This window comes from Lysinibacillus sphaericus (assembly GCF_015844675.1).
Taxonomy (GTDB): domain Bacteria; phylum Bacillota; class Bacilli; order Bacillales_A; family Planococcaceae; genus Lysinibacillus; species Lysinibacillus sphaericus_E.
Genome location: NZ_LDGC01000068.1, coordinates 21,882 through 40,820, shown reverse-complemented (window position 1 = coordinate 40,820; position 18,939 = coordinate 21,882). Strand labels below are relative to the sequence as shown.

General features: G+C 37.0%; 19 protein-coding genes. 10 read left to right on the top strand and 9 right to left on the bottom strand.

The window, feature by feature from the left end:
* Window positions 1-20: 20 nt before the first annotated feature.
* Window positions 21-734, bottom strand: a complete 714-nt coding sequence (locus tag ABE34_RS16425; protein ID WP_197143558.1) for a hypothetical protein — start codon at window positions 732-734, stop codon at window positions 21-23.
* Window positions 735-937: 203 nt separating this feature from the next.
* Between ABE34_RS16425 and ABE34_RS16420 the strand changes: the two genes are divergently transcribed.
* On the top strand, window positions 938-1,768 hold the full coding sequence (locus tag ABE34_RS16420) for a polyphosphate kinase 2 family protein (RefSeq protein ID WP_197143557.1): 831 nt from the start codon (window positions 938-940) through the stop codon (window positions 1,766-1,768).
* A gap of 328 nt (window positions 1,769-2,096) precedes the next feature.
* Complete coding sequence (locus tag ABE34_RS16415; protein ID WP_197143556.1) at window positions 2,097-2,684, top strand: GNAT family N-acetyltransferase; 588 nt, start codon at window positions 2,097-2,099, stop codon at window positions 2,682-2,684.
* A gap of 51 nt (window positions 2,685-2,735) precedes the next feature.
* Here the strand turns inward: ABE34_RS16415 and ABE34_RS16410 are convergent, their stop codons facing one another.
* Entirely contained in the window at window positions 2,736-3,299 is a 564-nt protein-coding gene (locus ABE34_RS16410; RefSeq protein ID WP_197143555.1) for a beta-class carbonic anhydrase, read from the bottom strand.
* 181 nt (window positions 3,300-3,480) lie between these two features.
* Window positions 3,481-3,615, bottom strand: coding sequence for a hypothetical protein (locus tag ABE34_RS25470; RefSeq protein WP_276569504.1), 135 nt, complete (start codon window positions 3,613-3,615; stop codon window positions 3,481-3,483).
* A gap of 903 nt (window positions 3,616-4,518) precedes the next feature.
* Here ABE34_RS25470 and motA point away from each other — a divergent pair.
* Both motA and motB read left to right on the top strand, forming a co-directional pair.
* Window positions 4,519-5,322 carry a flagellar motor stator protein MotA gene (gene motA, locus ABE34_RS16405; protein ID WP_079562711.1) on the top strand — a complete coding sequence of 268 codons (804 nt, stop codon included), beginning with the start codon at window positions 4,519-4,521 and terminating at the stop codon, window positions 5,320-5,322.
* Window positions 5,306-6,076 (top strand): flagellar motor protein MotB, encoded by a 771-nt coding sequence (gene motB, locus ABE34_RS16400; protein WP_197143554.1) that lies wholly within the window; start codon window positions 5,306-5,308, stop codon window positions 6,074-6,076. Before motA ends, motB begins: the two co-directional genes overlap by 17 nt.
* A gap of 66 nt (window positions 6,077-6,142) precedes the next feature.
* Here motB and ABE34_RS16395 read toward each other — a convergent pair whose 3' ends face one another.
* Complete coding sequence (locus ABE34_RS16395; RefSeq protein WP_079562713.1) at window positions 6,143-6,364, bottom strand: DUF1128 domain-containing protein; 222 nt, start codon at window positions 6,362-6,364, stop codon at window positions 6,143-6,145.
* Window positions 6,365-6,675: 311 nt separating this feature from the next.
* Between ABE34_RS16395 and ABE34_RS16390 the strand changes: the two genes are divergently transcribed.
* Window positions 6,676-7,002, top strand: a complete 327-nt coding sequence (locus ABE34_RS16390) for a YtxH domain-containing protein (RefSeq protein ID WP_197143553.1) — start codon at window positions 6,676-6,678, stop codon at window positions 7,000-7,002.
* A 24-nt stretch (window positions 7,003-7,026) separates the two neighbouring features.
* Window positions 7,027-7,965 (top strand): YihY/virulence factor BrkB family protein, encoded by a 939-nt coding sequence (locus ABE34_RS16385; protein ID WP_197143552.1) that lies wholly within the window; start codon window positions 7,027-7,029, stop codon window positions 7,963-7,965.
* 55 nt (window positions 7,966-8,020) lie between these two features.
* Here the strand turns inward: ABE34_RS16385 and ABE34_RS16380 are convergent, their stop codons facing one another.
* Window positions 8,021-9,925 carry a heavy metal translocating P-type ATPase gene (locus ABE34_RS16380; protein WP_197143551.1) on the bottom strand — a complete coding sequence of 635 codons (1,905 nt, stop codon included), beginning with the start codon at window positions 9,923-9,925 and terminating at the stop codon, window positions 8,021-8,023.
* 391 nt (window positions 9,926-10,316) lie between these two features.
* On the bottom strand, window positions 10,317-11,855 hold the full coding sequence (locus tag ABE34_RS16375) for a fumarate hydratase (RefSeq protein ID WP_206700638.1): 1,539 nt from the start codon (window positions 11,853-11,855) through the stop codon (window positions 10,317-10,319).
* Window positions 11,856-12,235: 380 nt separating this feature from the next.
* Between ABE34_RS16375 and ABE34_RS16370 the strand changes: the two genes are divergently transcribed.
* Both ABE34_RS16370 and ABE34_RS16365 read left to right on the top strand, forming a co-directional pair.
* The gene (locus ABE34_RS16370) at window positions 12,236-13,027 is read left to right on the top strand and encodes a YwqG family protein (protein ID WP_197143550.1); all 792 of its coding nucleotides are present in this window, start codon (window positions 12,236-12,238) and stop codon (window positions 13,025-13,027) included.
* A 78-nt stretch (window positions 13,028-13,105) separates the two neighbouring features.
* The gene (locus ABE34_RS16365) at window positions 13,106-13,258 is read left to right on the top strand and encodes a hypothetical protein (RefSeq protein ID WP_197143549.1); all 153 of its coding nucleotides are present in this window, start codon (window positions 13,106-13,108) and stop codon (window positions 13,256-13,258) included.
* 7 nt (window positions 13,259-13,265) lie between these two features.
* Here ABE34_RS16365 and ABE34_RS16360 read toward each other — a convergent pair whose 3' ends face one another.
* Entirely contained in the window at window positions 13,266-13,451 is a 186-nt protein-coding gene (locus ABE34_RS16360) for an SE1561 family protein (protein ID WP_197143548.1), read from the bottom strand.
* Window positions 13,452-13,820: 369 nt separating this feature from the next.
* On the opposite strand from ABE34_RS16360, the gene ABE34_RS16355 reads away from it, so the two are divergent.
* Window positions 13,821-14,999: an MFS transporter gene (locus ABE34_RS16355; RefSeq protein WP_197143547.1), complete on the top strand. Its 1,179-nt coding sequence runs from the start codon at window positions 13,821-13,823 to the stop codon at window positions 14,997-14,999.
* A gap of 383 nt (window positions 15,000-15,382) precedes the next feature.
* Window positions 15,383-16,018 carry a hypothetical protein gene (locus ABE34_RS16350; RefSeq protein WP_197143546.1) on the top strand — a complete coding sequence of 212 codons (636 nt, stop codon included), beginning with the start codon at window positions 15,383-15,385 and terminating at the stop codon, window positions 16,016-16,018.
* Window positions 16,019-16,422: 404 nt separating this feature from the next.
* Here ABE34_RS16350 and rlmD read toward each other — a convergent pair whose 3' ends face one another.
* The gene (rlmD, locus tag ABE34_RS16345; protein ID WP_197143545.1) at window positions 16,423-17,802 is read right to left on the bottom strand and encodes a 23S rRNA (uracil(1939)-C(5))-methyltransferase RlmD; all 1,380 of its coding nucleotides are present in this window, start codon (window positions 17,800-17,802) and stop codon (window positions 16,423-16,425) included.
* Window positions 17,803-17,846: 44 nt separating this feature from the next.
* The gene (locus tag ABE34_RS16340) at window positions 17,847-18,665 is read right to left on the bottom strand and encodes a polysaccharide deacetylase family protein (protein ID WP_197143544.1); all 819 of its coding nucleotides are present in this window, start codon (window positions 18,663-18,665) and stop codon (window positions 17,847-17,849) included.
* Window positions 18,666-18,939: the final 274 nt, after the last annotated feature.

The following is an 18,939-nucleotide window of genomic DNA, read 5'->3' as shown; positions in this document are numbered from 1 at the left end:
GCAAAAATCCTGCTACCAATTTATTTTTGGTGGGCAGGATTTTTTTTAACAAATAATATACCGACAAGTAGCACTCCGCATAAAAACAAGGCTGCTGTTGACACGAGTAGCTCATCAAAACCATTATGTAATGCGACCCCTATATAGGACCAGATAAATACACTTGGATAGAAAATATCAAAATAATGGACTCGAATATGTAGTGCTATTGCTACCCCAAGTGTCAGTAAAATAACTGCCCACAGTGGATCACTAAGTCCAAAACCATTCCATTGATAAGATGTTAGCGTGAAGCTTACATTTGTCATCAGGCTGAATGTAACCCATGCGAAGTAAATCGAGAAGGGTAAACGACCTGTAAGTGAGTTATTGCTGAGAGGGTACGTTTTGTACAACTTAGATAAATACAGCACTAAAATAAACGTACTGACGATTGACACGATAAATAATTCGTGATGCCAAACAACAATTGCTAGTGCTTGCATGATACATATGCTACTAAAGAGAACAGTCTGTTTAATAGATGTCTTTTTTAGATTCATGACTAACCAATAACCAAGTAACATGTAAACCACAATCCAAATCACATAACTAACATTAAAAGGTGCAAATATTACTGGAAAACGATTTGAGATCTCTAAGGAAGATTGACCGTTTATTTTCATGAAATAGGATGAAAAGGTTAGGATAAGTGAGACAACGTAAGTGATTGTCATCAAAAAAAATCGAGGCATGTTTTCCTCTCCCTTCGTGTTAAATTGTATAGGGAAAAGACAAATAAGTATAGGACTGTAACGTACTATTTTCATTATAACGGAAATTTCCAACAATGTATCGTGTTGTTTCGCTAAAATTATCTACAATTTACCATTTAAATGGGCAGCCATATATTTCTTTAGTACAATGGAAGTATACAAATGTAAGGAGTGAAGTTTTAATGACTCAAAATTTAAATGATCTAGATCTATCAGTTAATCTAGATAAGAAAATGTATAAAAAGAAATTAAAAGTACTCCAGTATGAAATGTTAAATGCTCAACAGTTTTTATTAAACAATAAAATAGGGTTAATTTTAGTATTTGAAGGTATGGATGCTGCTGGTAAGGGGGGCGCTATTAAGCGTCTAATTGAATGTGTTGATCCACGTGGTTATGTCGTACACCCGATTTCAGCGCCTCAGCCCCATGAGCTACGCTACAATTATTTACAACGCTTTTGGAGAAAACTGCCACAGCATGGACAAATAGCAATTTTTGATCGCTCTTGGTATGGTCGTGTATTAGTTGAGCGTATTGAAGGATTTGCAACAAATGAAGAGTGGTCTCGTGCATACGAAGAAATAAATAATTTTGAAAAGATTCTAACGGCAGGAGATTATATTGTCATTAAGTTTTGGCTTCAAGTATCAGATGAGGAGCAACTTAAACGTTTTAAAGAACGTGAGCAGGATCCGTACAAGTCTTGGAAGCTAACAGATGAAGACTGGCGAAATCGTGAAAAAACACCACTGTATGTAGAAGCTGCAAATGAAATGTTTGAGAAGACTGATAAGAAAAATGCTCCATGGATTCTAATACCAGGAGACGATAAAAAATATGCTCGTGTACAGGTACTGCAAGAAACACTAGCACATATCGAACGTGAAGCAAAAAAACGTGGCCTTCATTTAACGAATGTCTTAGACAAAGCGCATTTAGAAGATGCTGAATCGTCTAGCCTTGAATTACTAGAAGAGAAGCCTAAAAAACAAAAACAAAAAGTGAAATAATGTTATTGATGCTGTAACAACAAGACGAGATGTTTTAGTTGTAGCAGCATCTTTTTTTACATACAATAAAATAAAACTTCAATTTGGTGGGTGTTTACCCACAAATTAGGCTTATTACTAAAGGTTGAGGACGATATTTATTGAAATTTACACCATATATAAGTTGATCTTCGTTACGATTGGGTGATTCCTTGAGGATGAGCGATAGAGGAACGGAAAACAACCACAAGTTATGGTGAAGATTTAAAAATTGTTTGTTAACCATTGATAAAATGAACGCAGGCATTAAAAAACGTATTGACAATTATCGGAAGGTTAGTGTGGAGAAATGGTGCTTAAAATTTGGAGACTACTGAGGAAAAAGGGTGAAAATGTGGTATCAATTCAGGGGGATAAATGCTACATTCGCACATTTTACGAAAAAGATGCACAAAGTTTAACTGATCTCGTAAGCCGCAATAAATATTTTTGGTCTACATACGAACCGTTACAACGACCTGAATATTATACAATTAATGCTCAATATAAAAAAATTCAAGAAAGCTTATACTTAATGGACTCAAAGAGGGAGTTTACTTTCGGTATTTTTGAGCCGGGTACAAATAATCTAATAGGACATATTGCTCTTTATGCAGTAAAACGTTTGCCATATTCCAGTGCATTTGTTGGCTATGCGATGGATGAAATTTATGTGGGGAAAGGGATCGTAACAGAAGCGGTTAATATGGTCGTGCAATTTGCGTTCGAGCAAGTAGGCATACATCGTGTAGAGGCTTATGTTTCAACACAAAATAATCCTTCTATCCGTGTTTTAGAAAAGTCAGGATTTCAGCAAGAAGGTCTTTTGAGAAAGCTGCTGTACATTAATGGCCAATGGGTGGATCATTACATGTATGCGCGTTTAGAGAACGAATAAAAAGAAGCGTCTAACTTTCAAGTAATGAAGGATAGACGCTTCTTATTTTTACTATTGTTTACTACCGTCTATGATTAAGTCAAGGCGACCTGTATTTGGATCAACTACTAATCCGTGAACAGGCACATCTTTCACCATTAACGGGTGATTGCGAATTGTATCTACGCTTTTCTTAACACTCGTTGATACGTCGCCAAAGCCACGTAAAAACTTTTTTAAATCAAGACCTGAATTTTCTATCGTTTTGATAGTTTCAGGGTTAATCCCTCTAGCAACCATTTTACTAAGCATTGCTTCTGGGTCAACTGCACTCATGCCGCAGTCGTAATGTCCAACAACATACACTTCATCCGCTTGTAGTTCATAAACAGCTACAAGTAAACTACGCATAATTGCACCAAAAGGGTGACTAACTAATGCCCCAGCACTTTTAACGATTTTTACATCACCATTACGTAAATTCATAGCTTTAGGTAACAGCTCTACAAGGCGAGTATCCATACAAGATAAAACAACGATGCGTTTATCAGGATACTTTGTTGTAATAAAAGGCTCATATTTTTTTTCTTGAACGAAATCTTCATTAAACTTAAGAATATCTTGTAACATTGTCATGAAAGATTGCTCCCTTCCCTACAGAAATATTTTAGAGCAAAATGATCAATATGCAAATAATAATGACAATATTCACGCAATTTTTTTACGAAAAAAAAGAAGTTTAGTAATCTTTTAGCGAAACGAAATAATTGAAAAAATAAAAAACAGCTACATTAGGTAGCTGTTTTTTATAGATAGATTAGAATTTTTCACTTGGTTTTGGATCTACAGTTACTGAAGACTTAGTATCTAAACCAACTTGTAAGTAGTGGATGAAGAATGCCGTAGCAATTAGTAAAACAACCGAAAAACCTAGTACAGTCGTAATGAACATAATGAAAGCTCCTCTCTACTAAAATAATCTAAAATGATATCTAAAGTAATTATACAATAGGTTACTAGGAAAATCTAAGGAGAATTTATGACAACCATAAGATACCTAGTCTGGACAAAAAATAGTAGGTATAAAATACTAGTTTTTATTACAAAGAACAGAATGTTTTTTATCTATCCGCAGTAATGTTATTTATACTCATTTATCTCAAAACTAATCGTAAAGTCATATGACAAGCTTTGATTTAGCTCATTCTTCAATAGCTATTCAAACGACATTCTCTTCCTACCTTCCATACGAAAATAATAGGCAGCATTCTCAATAACGAATTGATTAGAGGTATTTTCATCAAAATAATAAACAAGAATGTGAAATAGGTATTTCCGTGTATTTAGGTGGTGAAAGGAGTTTTTTGCCCAAGTACAAAGCCGAATCCGTACGCAAATATACCGAGGTATAATTGATTAAATAGAGGAAAAAAATAAATGATTCTTTAGGAGTACTTTAATTATGAAAGTGAAAAAAAGTATTGTATGACACATCGGTAAACAGTTTTTTTACACTATTTTTCTATAAAAATTTAGTAATTATCTGAAGAAGATTTTGATTATCGGTCGAATAGCTTATATAGTGATATTGATATTTTTAGGTATTTACTCCTTCTTTTACGACACATTCAGCATATTTTAACAATTTTGTGTTGAAGGATAATAATAAATTCTTAAGTAATTTAAATAAAGACATTTTAATGTATTATTCTTAATTCTATATAATCAAATATCGTCGAAAAGTGAATAAAAAGTATTTATTACATCGAAAAAAATGTGAAATACATTTATACTATATTAAAATTATGGAAAAAAAGACGAAATAAAGATTAATAGGAGATTTGGAGGTTCTAGAATGGATATATCGTCGATTGTAGGGTTAATACTTGCGCTAGTAGCGCTATTAACAGGAATGGTACTAAAGGGTGTAAGTTTAAGTGCGTTTTATAACCCAGCTGCCATTCTAATTATCATCTTCGGTACAATTTCCGCAGTAACAATTGCCTTCCCAATGAAGGAGTTAAAGCGTGTACCAAAGCTATTTAAAATTCTTTTTAAAGAAACAAAATTAGCAGATGATATTGAGATTATTAAGATGTTTTCACAATGGGCTGATTTAGCTCGCCGTGAAGGTCTATTAGCGCTTGAGAGTAAAGCTTCAGAAATAGAAGACCCATTTTTGAAAAATGGACTTACATTAGCAATTGATGGTCAAAATGCCGACTATATTCGTGATGTCCTAACAGAAGAAGTCGAAGCAATGGAAGAACGTCATGCTAGTGGTTCTGCAATCTTTACACAAGCTGGTACATATGCCCCGACTTTAGGGGTACTTGGTGCGGTAGTAGGTTTAATCGCCGCGTTAGCAGATATGAATGACATAGAAAAGCTAGGACATGCTATTTCAGCTGCTTTTATGGCCACATTACTAGGTATTTTTACAGGTTATGTTTTATGGCATCCATTTGCGAATAAATTAAAACGTAAATCTGCTATCGAAGTTAAGCAAAAAAGAATGATGATTGAAGGCATCCTTTCTGTCTTAGAAGGGGAGGCGCCACGTGTTATCGAACAAAAATTATCTTCTTACTTAACAATGGAAGAACGTCGTCAAATTTCTGATGAAAGCGGGGCGGGCGGCCTTGGCAAAGAAAGCTAAGAAAAAAAAGCATGATGAGCATATCGATGAGTCTTGGTTAGTTCCATATGCAGATATTTTAACGCTGCTATTAGCCGTATTTATCATATTATTTGCATCAAGTTCAGTAGACCAAGAAAAGCTAGAGAGAATGTCAGCTGTGTTTAATCAAGTATTTGATGGTGGTACAGGCTTTTTAGAGCAGCCTGCACCGATACAAAGTCCAAATGCAGAAAGTGACAAAACACCACAACAAGCGCAAAACTCCGCGTATTTAAAGGATCAGAAGGAGTTAGCTGAAATTAAAGATAGCGTTGATAATTTTATCGCAGTTAATGAGATGGAAGGTCAATTTGCAACAGCGATGACTGATGAGGGTTTGCTTGTAACAATTCGTGATAGTATCTTGTTTGATCCAGGGAAAGCAGAGATTAAACCAGAATATAATGCGATAGCTAAAGAGCTTTCAGATGTATTAGTATCTAATCCACCACGTAGTATTGTGATTACGGGTCATACGGATAATGTTCCAGCTGGTCCTAACTTCACTTCTAACTTACAACTCTCAGCATTGCGTGCAGTGAACTTCGCAGAAATTTTAATAAACAGTAATTCGAAGTTAGATCGTCGAAACTTTAGTACACAAGGTTTCGGTGAAAACCGTGCCATTGCACCAAATGATTCTGCAGAAGGACGTTCTAAAAACCGTCGTGTAGAAGTGTTAATACAACCTCTTGTAACTGAAGATGGTACTGCTGCAAAACAAGCAAAATAGAAAAAAGCTATTAGTAACAGGCTTTGATGCCATATTGCTAATAGCTTTTTATTTACAAAATCCTATTTATTTGCGTAAAGCGCCTAATTCAGCAACGATAGCCTGCATTTCGCTCGGACTAAATGTATCACGCTTCATGACCATTTCGTATAAATAAACAAGATCTTCGTAATCAGCTTCATTGAAATTTTCCGATTTCATTGCGTCGACATTCACCATACGAAGCTTTTCTTTCATTTGATCAACCATATAAATAACGTTCTCTTTTGACGGTACTGATAAATCCATTATTTAAACCTACCTTTCATAATCCTCGGAAATATCATTTCATTGAATAAAAAAAATGTCAACACTGATTTGGGCATTGCTTTAAAAATAGACTGTTATTGGGTAGAATAAGGGCAGTGATAGTTTAATTATGGTTCATCACCATAACGTAGGGTTGATTTCGGCTCCGACTTGGGCGCGCAGGGCAAAGCTTCATGGTAACGTCCAGTCACCACTCCAATCAACTCGTATACAAAATCATCCCTAACTTTTGATGATGAGTCTTAATTGTTCTAAAGGAATAAACATTTACCAAGCAGGGGGTATTTAATATGGGACGTAGTAAATTATTAGCATCCATCGTAGTTGGTGCTGCAGTTGGTGCTGCATTAAGCATGTTAGACCGTACAACGCGTGAAAAAACAATAGCTACAACAAAACAGATGAAAGAAGCAATCACGTATTATGCAGCTAATCGAGAGGAATTACAAGTGCTAGTTGAGGAAAAAGTATTGGCCGCTAAAGTGCTATGTGAAGGTGTGTCAGAAAATGTAAATGCGATTGCTGAAAAAGTAGATGAATTTAAAGAATTACCTTCCACGATCGAAAGCATGATTAATGATACAAAAGCAGCCTTTGCTTTACCTGATAAAGAATAGTTGTTCGTACAGGAGGAAATTTGTATGAAAAAGAAAAAAGCATCGATACGTACAGCTGTTGGAGTGGTAAAGTCGTTTGTCTCACCAGACGAAGACACTGTAAATGTGATGACATCAAGAGGCTTTATGCAAGATTTAATTCTCCGCTTTCAGCGAGTGGAAATATCAGCTCTTGCCGCAGAATTGGCTTATTTCTTTTTACTATCTTTTTTCCCACTATTAATTTTTTTAGTTACATTACTACCTTATTTGAATTTAGAGACGACGCAAGTGTATTCCTTTCTAGTGAATGTTATGCCGGACGAGGTATATAGGCTTATTGAAAATACATTAAATGAAATTTTAACAAGCCGTAATAGTAGTCTATTATCCATCGGGGTGCTTGGAACAATTTGGTCTGCTTCTAAAGGGATTAATGCATTGATTAGAGCCTTGAATAAGGCCTACGATACAGAAAATAGGGGAAGTATATTGGAACGAGGGTTATCCCTTGTTTTCACTATAGCGTTTGTCGTTGTTTTTGCTGTTGCACTACTTTTACCGGTTTTTGGGCAACAAGTGGGGCATTTCTTATTTTCGATTGTTGGCATTGAGGAGCAATTTGAAATTATCTGGCATAGAATGCGCTGGTGGATACCCCCTCTACTTATTTTCATCGTATTAATAGGGGTCTATAGATTTATTCCGAATACAAATCCACGTTTGAAATTAATGAGTGTTTGGCCGGGTGCATTGTTTTCGACGTTGGGCTGGCTGGCAGTTACGTTCGCTTTCTCTTTTTATATAAATAATTTTGCGAATTATTCCGCTACATATGGTAGTATTGGTGGCGTTATTATTTTAATGCTTTGGCTATATTTCACGGGGATTATTGTAATTTCTGGTGGCGTTTTAAATGCGACGATGCAGAAAAAAGCATTGCAAAAAGAACTTGTGATGCAGGAGACTTTAACGAATAGTTAGGAATATGAAAAGGACAGCCTCGAGATCACGTTTTTGCGATACGAGGCTGTTTGTTTTAGACGTTTTTATTCAGCATACGTAAGCCGTTTAAAATAACTAAAATGGTGCTTCCTTCATGACCGATTACACCTAGTGGTAAATCGACGACTTGTAAAAAGTTTGAGGCAATTAATAAAACGATAACGCCGATTGAGAAGAAGATGTTTTGTTTAACGATGCGTTGCATTTTACGTGATAAGCGTACGGCATAGGCAATTTTTGATAAGTCATTTTTCATTAAAACGACATCGGCTGTTTCTAAAGCAACATCTGTACCTTCTCCCATAGCGATTCCGGTAGTGGCAGTTGCTAATGCGGGTGCATCATTAATGCCGTCACCGACCATCCCCACAAATTTATGTTCAGAAAGAAGTCGTTTCATCTCAGTCACTTTTGTTTCAGGGAGACATTCTGCGACGTACTCTGTCACGCCTGCTTCCTTGGCAATTACCTTTGCTGTTTTCTCGTTGTCGCCCGTTAGCATGACAACATTAATACCTAGTTCTTTTAGTAATGAAACTGCTTTTTTTGCTTCGTTTCGCACGGTATCCTTTAAGGCTGCTAATGCAACGATGCCATCCTTGTCACGAATGAAAATAACCGTTTTTCCTTCTGAAGCGAGTTTTTCTGCTACGCCATTTGCAAATTCATTTGCCTCATTTGTACCAACAAAATCTGGTTTACCAACAAGGTACTCGACCTCATTGACGTAACCTTTAATACCCCAACCTGGGATATCTTTAATAGTGGTCTGAGGGAATTGTGTGATCCCTTCTTTTCTTGCGAATAAAGTAATTGCTTGAGCAAGTGGGTGGTTCGATTGAGCTTCAATACCCGCAAGGATGGCCATTGCGTTTTTACGGTCTAATCCTTCGCGAACAATGAAATCAGTAACGGTTGGTTTACCTTGTGTTAAAGTACCTGTTTTATCTACTGCAAGTGCACGCAATGCACCTAGATGCTCTAAGTGTAAGCCTCCTTTGAATAACACACCATGTTTTGCACCATTTGAAATGGCTGCAAGTGTCGCTGGCATAATAGCTGCAACAAGTGCGCACGGAGAAGCGACTACAAGGAGTACCATTGCTCGATAGAATGTTGTCGTCCAGTCCCAACCTAGTACAAAGTGAGGTAGAAACATCATGAGAGCAACGGCAAGTAGCACGAATTTCACATACGTACCTTCGAATTTTTCTATAAACTGTTGTGATGGAGATTTTTCACTCTGAGCATTTTGTACAAGCTGGATAATTTTTTGGAATAGTGTTTCAGAATTTGGTTTTGTCATTTCCATCGTAATGGCACCATTTAAATTCACTGTTCCTGCAAATAACTCGTCGCCTTCCTGTTTTGCTACTGGAAGTGGTTCGCCGCTAATTGCAGATTCATCGATAGAAGACTGCCCTTTAAAGATTACACCGTCTGCTGGTACACGTTCACCGGGCTTAATAAGAAGATGATCACCAATTTGTAGAGTTGATACAGCAACTTTCATTGGTTCAAAACCACCACGAACAAGCCAAGCCTCTTCAGGTTGTAAATTCATGAGTGCAGAAATTTCACGGTGACTTTTGTTCATTGCGTAAGTTTCAAGAGCGCCACTCACAGCGAAGATGAAAATAAGAATAGCACCCTCCGTCCAATAACCGATTGCTGCTGAACCGATCGCGGCTAATACCATCAATAGTTCAACGTTAAGCGCCTTATTCTCAATAGTTTCTTCAATACCTTCTTTTGCTTTAGCAAATCCTCCAACGCAAAATGCAATAATATATAAAAGAATAGAAGCTGTTGTTTGCCCGCTAATATCTAAACGCCATGCAAGCAAAATAAACAAACCTGCTATAAGGGCGGCGATTAATTCAGCGTGTTCTTTTGTTTTCTCAATTAAACTAATGTTTTCTCGATTAGTGTGTTCCACCTTTATCCCTCCTGATAATGAAAATCAATATCAAAGTCTATATAAATCAATGATTATAAACTTTTTCTAATTGAAAATAGATTTCAATTAACGTCTTTCTAATTTAGAATTATTATAACAAAAGAATTTGGAAAAAGAAAGTGAGAAATTAGAGGGGATTTTAACTTCTTTCAGCGGGCCTAAACGCAAAGTCGATTTTGGACGCAATTATGCCGAGGCATAATTGATAGAAAGTGGAATAAAAGAGGCATTAGATTGAGTTGGGGTCATGGTGAGGCTTTTTGAAATGTTTTTGAACATATGAAAAGCACAGATATTCATAAGAATATTCTGTGCTTTTCAAATTTGTGTAGTAAAAATGGTTTAACTTCAGAAAGAAATTGCTTCTTTATTAGAATACTCGTTCTGCGTGAAGAGCAAGTTTTTCTAGAGATGATTTATCTACATCTGCATGTAGTGAGTTACCGTGAGAATCCATTGTTACAACTGCTGTGAACTTCTCAACGTTTAAGTGCCACATCGCTTCTGGAATACCGAATTCCATTAGGTCAACACCGTCAACACCTTTAATGCAGTCTGCGTAGTATTGTGCAGCGCCACCGATTGCATTTAAGTAAACGCCACCGTGTTCTTCTAATGCAGCAAGTGTTTTTGGTCCCATACCGCCTTTACCGATTACAGCGCGGATACCGAATTTTTTCATGATGTCACCTTGATATGGCTCCTCACGAATAGAAGTAGTTGGACCAGCTGCTTTTACTGTCCAGTTACCTTCTTCGTCTTTTGCCATTACAGGACCACAGTGATAAATAACTTGTCCATTAAGATCAACTGGAGCATCGTGGCTCATTAAATGATGGTGAATCGCGTCACGGCCTGTATACATACGACCAGTAATTGATACAACGTCACCAACTTTTAGAGAGCGAATTTGTTCTTCAGAAATAGGAGCAGTAAGTTCCACTACATTTGTAGTAGTATCTTCTGTTGTTGCTGCAACTTCATCTTCTTTAAATGTAATTTTTTCGCCTTCTTGATAATGCCAGTTAATAATTTCGCCAGTTTGAGGATTGATGTCCACAGCCATACGACGGTATGCCCAGCAGTTATAAGCTACTGATACGTAGAATGAAGCAGGGATACGGTGCATAACACCAATTTTACAACCAAGTAATGTTGCTTCACCACCGAAGCCCATTGTACCGATTCCGAATGTATTAGCAGTTTTTACTACATACTCTTCTAATTTTGCAAGATCAGCATTTGGATTTGTATCTTCCACATGACGGAATAATTGTTCTTTCGCTAAGTCGTAACCAGAAGAGCGATCGCCCCCGATACCTACACCGATGAAACCAGCTGAACAACCTTGACCTTGAGCTTGGTATACTGAGTGAAGGATACATTTACGGATACCATCTAAATCACGACCAGCGCGGCCAAGACCTTCAATCTCACAAGGTAGGCTATACTGAATATTTTTATTTTCACAGCCGCCACCTTTAAGGATTAATTTAATTGTAATATAGTCTTTTTCCCACTGTTCGAATTTCATAACAGGTAGACCGTCACCTAGGTTATTACCGCTGTTAGCACCTGTTAATGAATCAACCGCATTTGGACGCAATTTTGCATCTGCAGAAGTATCGACAATAGCTTTTTTAATAGCTGCTTTAATTTCTAATTGGTTTACACCAACAGGAGTATAAATTTTGAATGTTGGTAGACCAGTATCTTGACAGATTGGTGATACATTATCTTCTGCCATAATAATATTAGTTGAGATTGTGTCTAAGCTCATTGCCGCACGAGTGCCAGAATTCTCAGCTTCTTTAGCTTTCTTAATAGCACGACGTACGTCTTTTGGTAGATTCGTAGACGTTTCAGTAATTAAATCATAAAGACTTTTCTCCAAAGTTTGGATATTCATTCAGTATTGCCCCCCATAAAAATTTGATTATTTCCACGTAATATTATACTCTTTTCAACTAATGAAAAAAAGAGTTCAACTCATTGTGGTCGGAATTAAAGGCCTATTCTCAAAAAGAGGAAATTTAAATGTTAAATTATGTTAATCTATTTATTGTTAAGGTTGTATTAAGATAATTGCAGCAGGGGAATAAATAATATTTTTAAGCGAATATAGTGGGAATTGAAGGCATTTTTCCCGAGAAGTTGATTATCTTAAGAGTCAAGCCGATCGAATCATCCAGGAGCCTTATTCACAAGCTGTAGTTTCTCCGAATAAAGATTGTTAAAAAGGAACATTCGTTCTATAATGAATTTAAATTTACTTTAGGAGGTAATAGAATGAAGTTACTTAATTTACCTGAAGCATTTGAACAAAATAGGACAGTAATAGAGGGAACGATACAGCCGACTGTATTAATTGAAACGAAAGTACGAAAAACTTCTTTATTTGAAAGTAAATTTGCAGGCAATCCGTATTTTCCGCTATCAATGGAGTATCCGAAAAGTCTAGAAGGGCAACCACTAAAATTACTAGCTCAAATTAATTTTGCAGATGTTCCGAAGCATTTACCAAACTTCCCTAAAGAGGGAATCTTGCAGTTTTATATTGATGGCTACGATGATGTACTAGGGATGGATTTTGACAATGGTCAAAATCATGAGGGCTTCCGGGTTGTTTTCCACGAACATATTGTTAGTGATGAGTCACAGTTAGTTCAAGATTTCTCGTTTGTTGAAGCGAACGAAGAAGAATTATACTTTCCTGTGGAAAAGGAAATGGCATTGTCCTTTGGAACAAGCTATGAACCATTATCAGCAAATGACTTTAGAAGTGAAAAAACATATGCGAAGATTCTTTCTACTATAGAAGACGATGATCAATTAGTAGACTCATTTTATGAAACATTAAATAGTACAGGTCATAAAATCGGGGGATACCCATTCTTTACTCAGGAAGATCCAAGAGCTTATGGTGACTATACAGATTCAACAATTTTGTTGCTTCAAATTGACAGTGTAGGTGAGCATATTCTGTGGGGGGATGTCGGGGTCGGCAACTTTTTCATCACAGAGGATGAGCTAAAACGTAAAGATTTTAGTAAAGTTCTATATAATTGGGATTGTTATTAATTTTAAAAAAAGCAAGTGGATCTGTTTCCACTTGCTTTTTATCTTCGTTCAGCAAATCTTTATTCTGAAGGTAGAGAGTTGGATGTTTTTTTAAAACCTACCTCCGGCGGATATTGTGCTGGACATAATTCAAAATCTGGTCGCATTGTTTATTTGTGTGAAAGCGAAGCGACAGCAACAAATGTTTTCTATAGCGAAAGTAAAGCAGCAGCTACTTTACGTTGGAATTGATTAGTAGTTATTGTTCACGAGCATTAAATTGCTCCATTTTGTCCTCTAAATCATCCATCATTTGAATTAAACGATCAATATCCTCTAATTCAGTTGTTTCAGGATCGATGGCATCTAAAACTTCTAAAAATATTTCAAGACGTTCTTTTAAGTAATTCATTTGTTGTTTTTTATCAGTGATTGGATTTGACATACATACACCTCATTTCGTCCCCTCCATCTTAGCTGATTTGGGACTAAATTTCAACGTTTAGGTAAACACCTAGGACTTAGCGATTATTTTAAAAAAATAATAGACGGAATATTTACAATATTGAGGGCGTGTGTTAAATTAATATTAAGAAAAAGCAAAGGAGCTGATTTGAAAAATCTAAAAAGACTCTAACTCGAAAAGGAGGGAGTTTAAACAAGTAATCGGCCAATATAAAAGCCGAAATTCGTGTTTATACAATTAAATGGAGATAAGTGTTAGTTAGGCCTTAGCGTAAAATCACATGTGGTGAGCGCTAAGGCTTTTTGGTATGCTGTTCTTTGGAAGAATGATTGGATGTCGGAGGAAAAGATGACGTACTTCTCAGATTACAGCAAAAAAAGATTTGCCATTCTAGTGTTGATTGTATCTATTTCAGGCTTTTCACAAGGAATGCTTTTACCGCTAATTTCAATTATTTTCGAACGTGATGGGGTGTCCTCCGCGTTGAACGGATTGAATGCAACAGGTCTATACATAGGAACTTTATTAATCTCACCATTTATCGAGCAGCCATTACGAAAATGGGGCTATAAACCGATTATTTTAATTGGCGGTGCATTTGTGTTTGTTTCACTGCTACTATTTCCTTTATGGAAAAGTGTGACTTTTTGGTTTGTCCTGCGCTTACTCATTGGAGTAGGAGACCATGCATTACACTTTGCAACTCAAACGTGGGTTACAAGCACCACAGATCATAAAAGCTTAGGAAAGGGTATGGCCATTTACGGCTTGTCCTTTAGTACAGGCTTTGCAGTTGGGCCTTTAATGGTGAAACTTATACAAGTTGCAGAAGCATTACCGTTTATTGTGTCCTCCGCTATGTGTTTATTTGCATGGGCTTTTGTATTCCTTTTACAAAATGAAAAACCAGAGCGTTTAACGGGAGACTTACATGCAAGAGGCTGGCATCGCTATAAAATAGCCATTGCATTTGGATGGATTGCATTTTTAGGGCCATTCGCTTATGGGTTTTTAGAATCTGCTTTAAATGCTTTGTTCCCAGTCTATGCTTTACGTAAAGATTTTGACGTGAATATGATTCCCATTATGTTATCAGTCTTTACATTTGGCGGAATATTAACGCAGGTGCCGCTTGGTGCAGTAGCGGATAAAATAGGACGACGTTATGTCCTGATGATTGGCTCATTTGGAGGGGCTATTATTTTTGGGATTGCCAGTTTTTTAGAGCATTCTCAAATGGCGGTAGCTGTAGCATTTTTCTTTACAGGTACATTAGTCGGTTCGATGTTTTCACTAGGTATTACCTATATGGCAGACTTAACACCAAAAGAGCTACTACCAACAGGAAATCTGCTTTGCGGCATTGCCCTTAGTATCGGTAGCTTAACAGGGCCATTTTTAGGGGGCATTTATTTAGAATATGTAAATTACAGCTTCCTTTTATTAGTAGCGATGCTTTTGCTAATTATAGCTATTGTTTTGTTAGTATTTGGACGAAATAAAAATAAGCGAATGGTGTCGATGTAATGTCTTTTGGAAATCATCCTTGAAGCGGAAAGAAGAGAGCTAGTCAAATAGTTCGCGGTAGAGGAAGTAATAGCTCGAGTAAATTGCTAGCTTGTAAGCTTTTGCGCTATGTATATTTTGGGGCAAAATAAAAGAGCGGGGCTCATCTCCCGCTCATAAAACAAAAAACGCCCAGCAAATCCGTGCTGTTATGGCGTTCTTTGCGTGACAAGGATGTTCCGTCCAAGTCACATAGGTTTGGCACCTAGAATGATATTATACAGACAAGCAAACATAAAATCAAATAAAATTTGCAGAGAAGTAATATTTGGACTTTGTATTTTTATCTCTATATAATAGAAGAACACTAACTAAGATTCTAATTATTATGAGGAGATTGAATCATGACTGAATATAAAAAAATATCAATTCACCGTGCATTAACAGAATTGAAGATGTTAAATCATCGCATCGAAGCAGCAACGAATGAGGTTAGTTCAGTGTTAGCTAATCGTAAAAGCAATAGCAAAATTAATGGTGTAGTGATTCAAGAATATGAAAAGCAAATGCAAGCCTCATACGATAAAGTAGTTAGCTTAATTGACTATCGCAACCGAATTAAGGCATTAGTTGTAGAGTCCAATGCTATAACAAAAGTAATAGTAGGAAAAGAAGAAATGACTGTAGCGGAAGCAATTGAACGGAAACAGTCCATTCAATATGAAAAGGAACTGTTAGAAGTCATGCAACAGCAATATCGTTCAGCGATAAATATGGTTGCTAAAGAAAATGATGCGTTGCCAGCGAAGCTAGAAACGTATTTAGTTAATATTCTAGGGAATAAAGATAAACAATCTCCTGAGGAAGTTAAATTACATACGGACACATTTATGAAAAGAAACGAGTTCGAATTAATAGATCCGATGAATGTTAAAAAGAAGATGGAAGCATTAAATAGTCGAATTGAAGAATTTGAATCAGAGGTCGACGCTGTATTATCAGAATCAAACGCAACGACATTTATTGAAGTACAAGCCTAACTAAATTTGCATGGCCAAGCGAAAACGGAAAACGAAAAGTCGCTCGCGCTTCAAGACATGTGTGCGAGTTAAAACCTGAAACATGTCTTACAACAAAGGATACTTTAATTAATCTGAGTTGAAAGCTCAAAGGTTAAAGTTAAAAGTCCAAAGTTTACGTTTCAAAGATCTTTCGTATTAAAGCTAAAAACTTAAAGTATAAAAATCTTTTAAATCCTGGGCTACTGGTTAAGGTGCTGATTTTTCTGGACCGTCCGTCATCCACCAGGCAGCTTGAGCTGTGCATTACATAGAAAAATAAACAATTTGGGCGTCTCTTTTTTTTAAGGGACGCCTGTTTTGTTTAAAAAGGGAACGATTAAAAAAGGACGCCTAGAGTTTGCTCAAGACGTCCTTCTTCAACATTATTTATTCTTCAACACAAGCTTCGCAACGCATTCCACTTGTGCAGTCTGTGCAAACATATCCACTGGCTGAATATACTCTACATCATAAAACTTCGATAATTCATTTAAATCCTTCGCTAATGTTGATGGATTACAAGACGTATAGACAAAGCGCTTCGGTTTTAGCTTTAACACCGTACGGATAAACTCTGGTGCTAGACCTGTGCGTGGTGGATCAACTGTAATAACATCTGGTGTAAATCCTTCCTTACGCCATTTTGCTAAAACGCTTTCTGCTGTGCCGACTGCGTATTTTGTATGCTTGAAACCATGGTTACGTGCATTTTTACGTGCATCTTGAATGCTTTCTGGAATGACATCCATCCCACGAACTTCTTTCGCTTTGTCAGCTAGCCATAAACCGATTGTTCCAACACCGCAGTAAGCATCTACAACTGTTTCTCTGCCTGTTAATGCTGCTGCTTTTTTGATTTCATCATAGAGATGAACAGTTTGTGTTGGATTCAGTTGGAAAAAGGCACGAGCTGATAAATCAAAGGCTAATTCACCTAACTCCTCGTGAATCGTTTCCTTACCGTCGAGGACAATCGTTTCGTCGCCAAAGATTAACGATGTTTTCTCACGATTAATATTTTGAGCGATCGATACGATACTTGGGTCGATTTTTTTAATACGTGCAATGAGCTCGGCTAGATGTGGAATTTCCTCACGTGTTGTGACAAGCACGACTTGTGTTTCACCCGTACGAATCCCTGTACGTACAACAATCGTACGCACTAAGCCATCAAGCGTACGACCATCGTAAATAGTAATATTCAGTTTTTGTAAAATTTTACGTGTTGCCACCGTGATTTTTGATGTACTCGGATGTTGCACTAGGCAATCATTGATGTTCAGTAACTTGTTGCTACCTTCTGCAAATAACCCTGCATAGACACGCTTACCCTCTTTACGTACTTGATATTGACTTTTGTTTCGGTAATTCCATGGATTATCCATCCCTAGAGTTTTACGAACTTCAACTGAAGTAGCTAATGGTTTAGCATAACGTTCTAATGCTTGAACGACGATATCACGCTTTTCAATCAGCTGTTTTTCATATGTCATATGTTGAAGCTGACAGCCGCCGCATTCGTTGTAAACTGAGCATGGTGCTTCCTGGCGATGTTTTGAAGCTTTGCGAATCGTTACTATTTCTGCTTCAGCAAAGTTTCGCTGTGTTTTAGTCACTTGTGCTGTAATTTCTTCACCAGGAATGGCACCCTTTACAAATACGACATTACGCTTATAAAAGCCTACACCTTCACCATTAATACCTAGTCTTTTTATTATTAGAGGAAATTTTTGTCCTACTTCCATTGTTGTTTGTTGCGTCAAGCGTTCCACGTCCCTGTTCTTTTAATATCATCTCTCCATTATAACTAAGGAGTAGACGATTGCAAAGCGACAGGGAAATCTTCATGTTCTAAAACTAAATCGTTAAGGGATAAAAATGTATAGCCTTGTTTTTTCGCTTCGGCAATAAACCTAGGAAGAGCTTCAGCGTTATCCTGCGCAACAGTATGCATTAATATTACGGCACCAGGATGAAGCTGTTCCATTAATGCGTTATACGCATAATCTGCGCCACGTCGTACATCCCTTTCCCAATCCTTAAAGGCAACAGACCAGAAAATATGACGATAACCTTCAGCATTGCCTACCTCTAATAATTTCGCATTAAATGTACCTTCAGGCGGGCGAGCATATGTTGTACGTTCAATACCCGTCAATTCACGCAGCTTATCGTCAAGCTTTTTCCATTCTTTACGCATACCATCGGGCGTTAGTCTCGCCATATTTGGGTGCCCATATGAATGGTTGCCGATCATATGGCCATCTTTAACCATGCGTTTCACTAAATCAGGGGCACTTTCTAAATAATGACCAGTTAAAAAGAAGGTAGCTGGTGCATTTTCCTTCTTCAATGTATCCAAAATGCTCTCCGTAAACCCATTTTCATATCCGTTATCAAAGGTTAAATAAGCAACTTTATTATCAGGCTTTCCTTTATAAATGGCACCATATTTCTCAACTATCTGATCAAGCTGTGCCCCAGCTTCTGCTGGTTCACCGTTTTTCGCTCGTTTAATGCCCCAGTTGTATTCATCAGAGCCAGAGGCCGAAAATGGATTAAAGCTAATTGCCGCGGCAATAATAAAAGTAGCAATTACCGATCCTACTATATGCTGTTTCCACATAAAAACAACGCATCCTTTCTTTTTTATTAGAATGTGTTATTATTTTTAAAATTATCCTACTTGATTTCATTAAAAAAGTTCCTTTTTAATGGGGGAATTTGACTTTTTTTAGCGGAAGTCTCTCACTTCTATAGGTAGTGAGATAAATGCAGGTTTAAGCTACTTTTCCGCGGGTGTCCAAACCTTCGCGGAAGAGAAATGAATACCCGCGAAAGAGGAGAGAATACCCGAAGAAAAGAAGTAAATCCCGCGAATCGAACGCAAACCGAGAAAA

Bases quoted from the DNA above. Each gene is read 5' to 3' on its own strand.
- ABE34_RS16425 (WP_197143558.1), bottom strand. From the start codon at position 734: ATGCCTCGATTTTTTTTGATGACAATCACTTACGTTGTCTCACTTATC.
- ABE34_RS16420 (WP_197143557.1), top strand. From the start codon at position 938: ATGACTCAAAATTTAAATGATCTAGATCTATCAGTTAATCTAGATAAG.
- ABE34_RS16415 (WP_197143556.1), top strand. From the start codon at position 2,097: ATGGTGCTTAAAATTTGGAGACTACTGAGGAAAAAGGGTGAAAATGTG.
- ABE34_RS16410 (WP_197143555.1), bottom strand. From the start codon at position 3,299: ATGACAATGTTACAAGATATTCTTAAGTTTAATGAAGATTTCGTTCAA.
- ABE34_RS25470 (WP_276569504.1), bottom strand. From the start codon at position 3,615: ATGTTCATTACGACTGTACTAGGTTTTTCGGTTGTTTTACTAATTGCT.
- motA (WP_079562711.1), top strand. From the start codon at position 4,519: ATGGATATATCGTCGATTGTAGGGTTAATACTTGCGCTAGTAGCGCTA.
- ABE34_RS16395 (WP_079562713.1), bottom strand. From the start codon at position 6,364: ATGGATTTATCAGTACCGTCAAAAGAGAACGTTATTTATATGGTTGAT.
- ABE34_RS16390 (WP_197143553.1), top strand. From the start codon at position 6,676: ATGGGACGTAGTAAATTATTAGCATCCATCGTAGTTGGTGCTGCAGTT.
- ABE34_RS16385 (WP_197143552.1), top strand. From the start codon at position 7,027: ATGAAAAAGAAAAAAGCATCGATACGTACAGCTGTTGGAGTGGTAAAG.
- ABE34_RS16375 (WP_206700638.1), bottom strand. From the start codon at position 11,855: ATGAATATCCAAACTTTGGAGAAAAGTCTTTATGATTTAATTACTGAA.
- ABE34_RS16370 (WP_197143550.1), top strand. From the start codon at position 12,236: ATGAAGTTACTTAATTTACCTGAAGCATTTGAACAAAATAGGACAGTA.
- ABE34_RS16360 (WP_197143548.1), bottom strand. From the start codon at position 13,451: ATGTCAAATCCAATCACTGATAAAAAACAACAAATGAATTACTTAAAA.
- ABE34_RS16355 (WP_197143547.1), top strand. From the start codon at position 13,821: ATGACGTACTTCTCAGATTACAGCAAAAAAAGATTTGCCATTCTAGTG.
- ABE34_RS16350 (WP_197143546.1), top strand. From the start codon at position 15,383: ATGACTGAATATAAAAAAATATCAATTCACCGTGCATTAACAGAATTG.
- ABE34_RS16340 (WP_197143544.1), bottom strand. From the start codon at position 18,665: ATGTGGAAACAGCATATAGTAGGATCGGTAATTGCTACTTTTATTATT.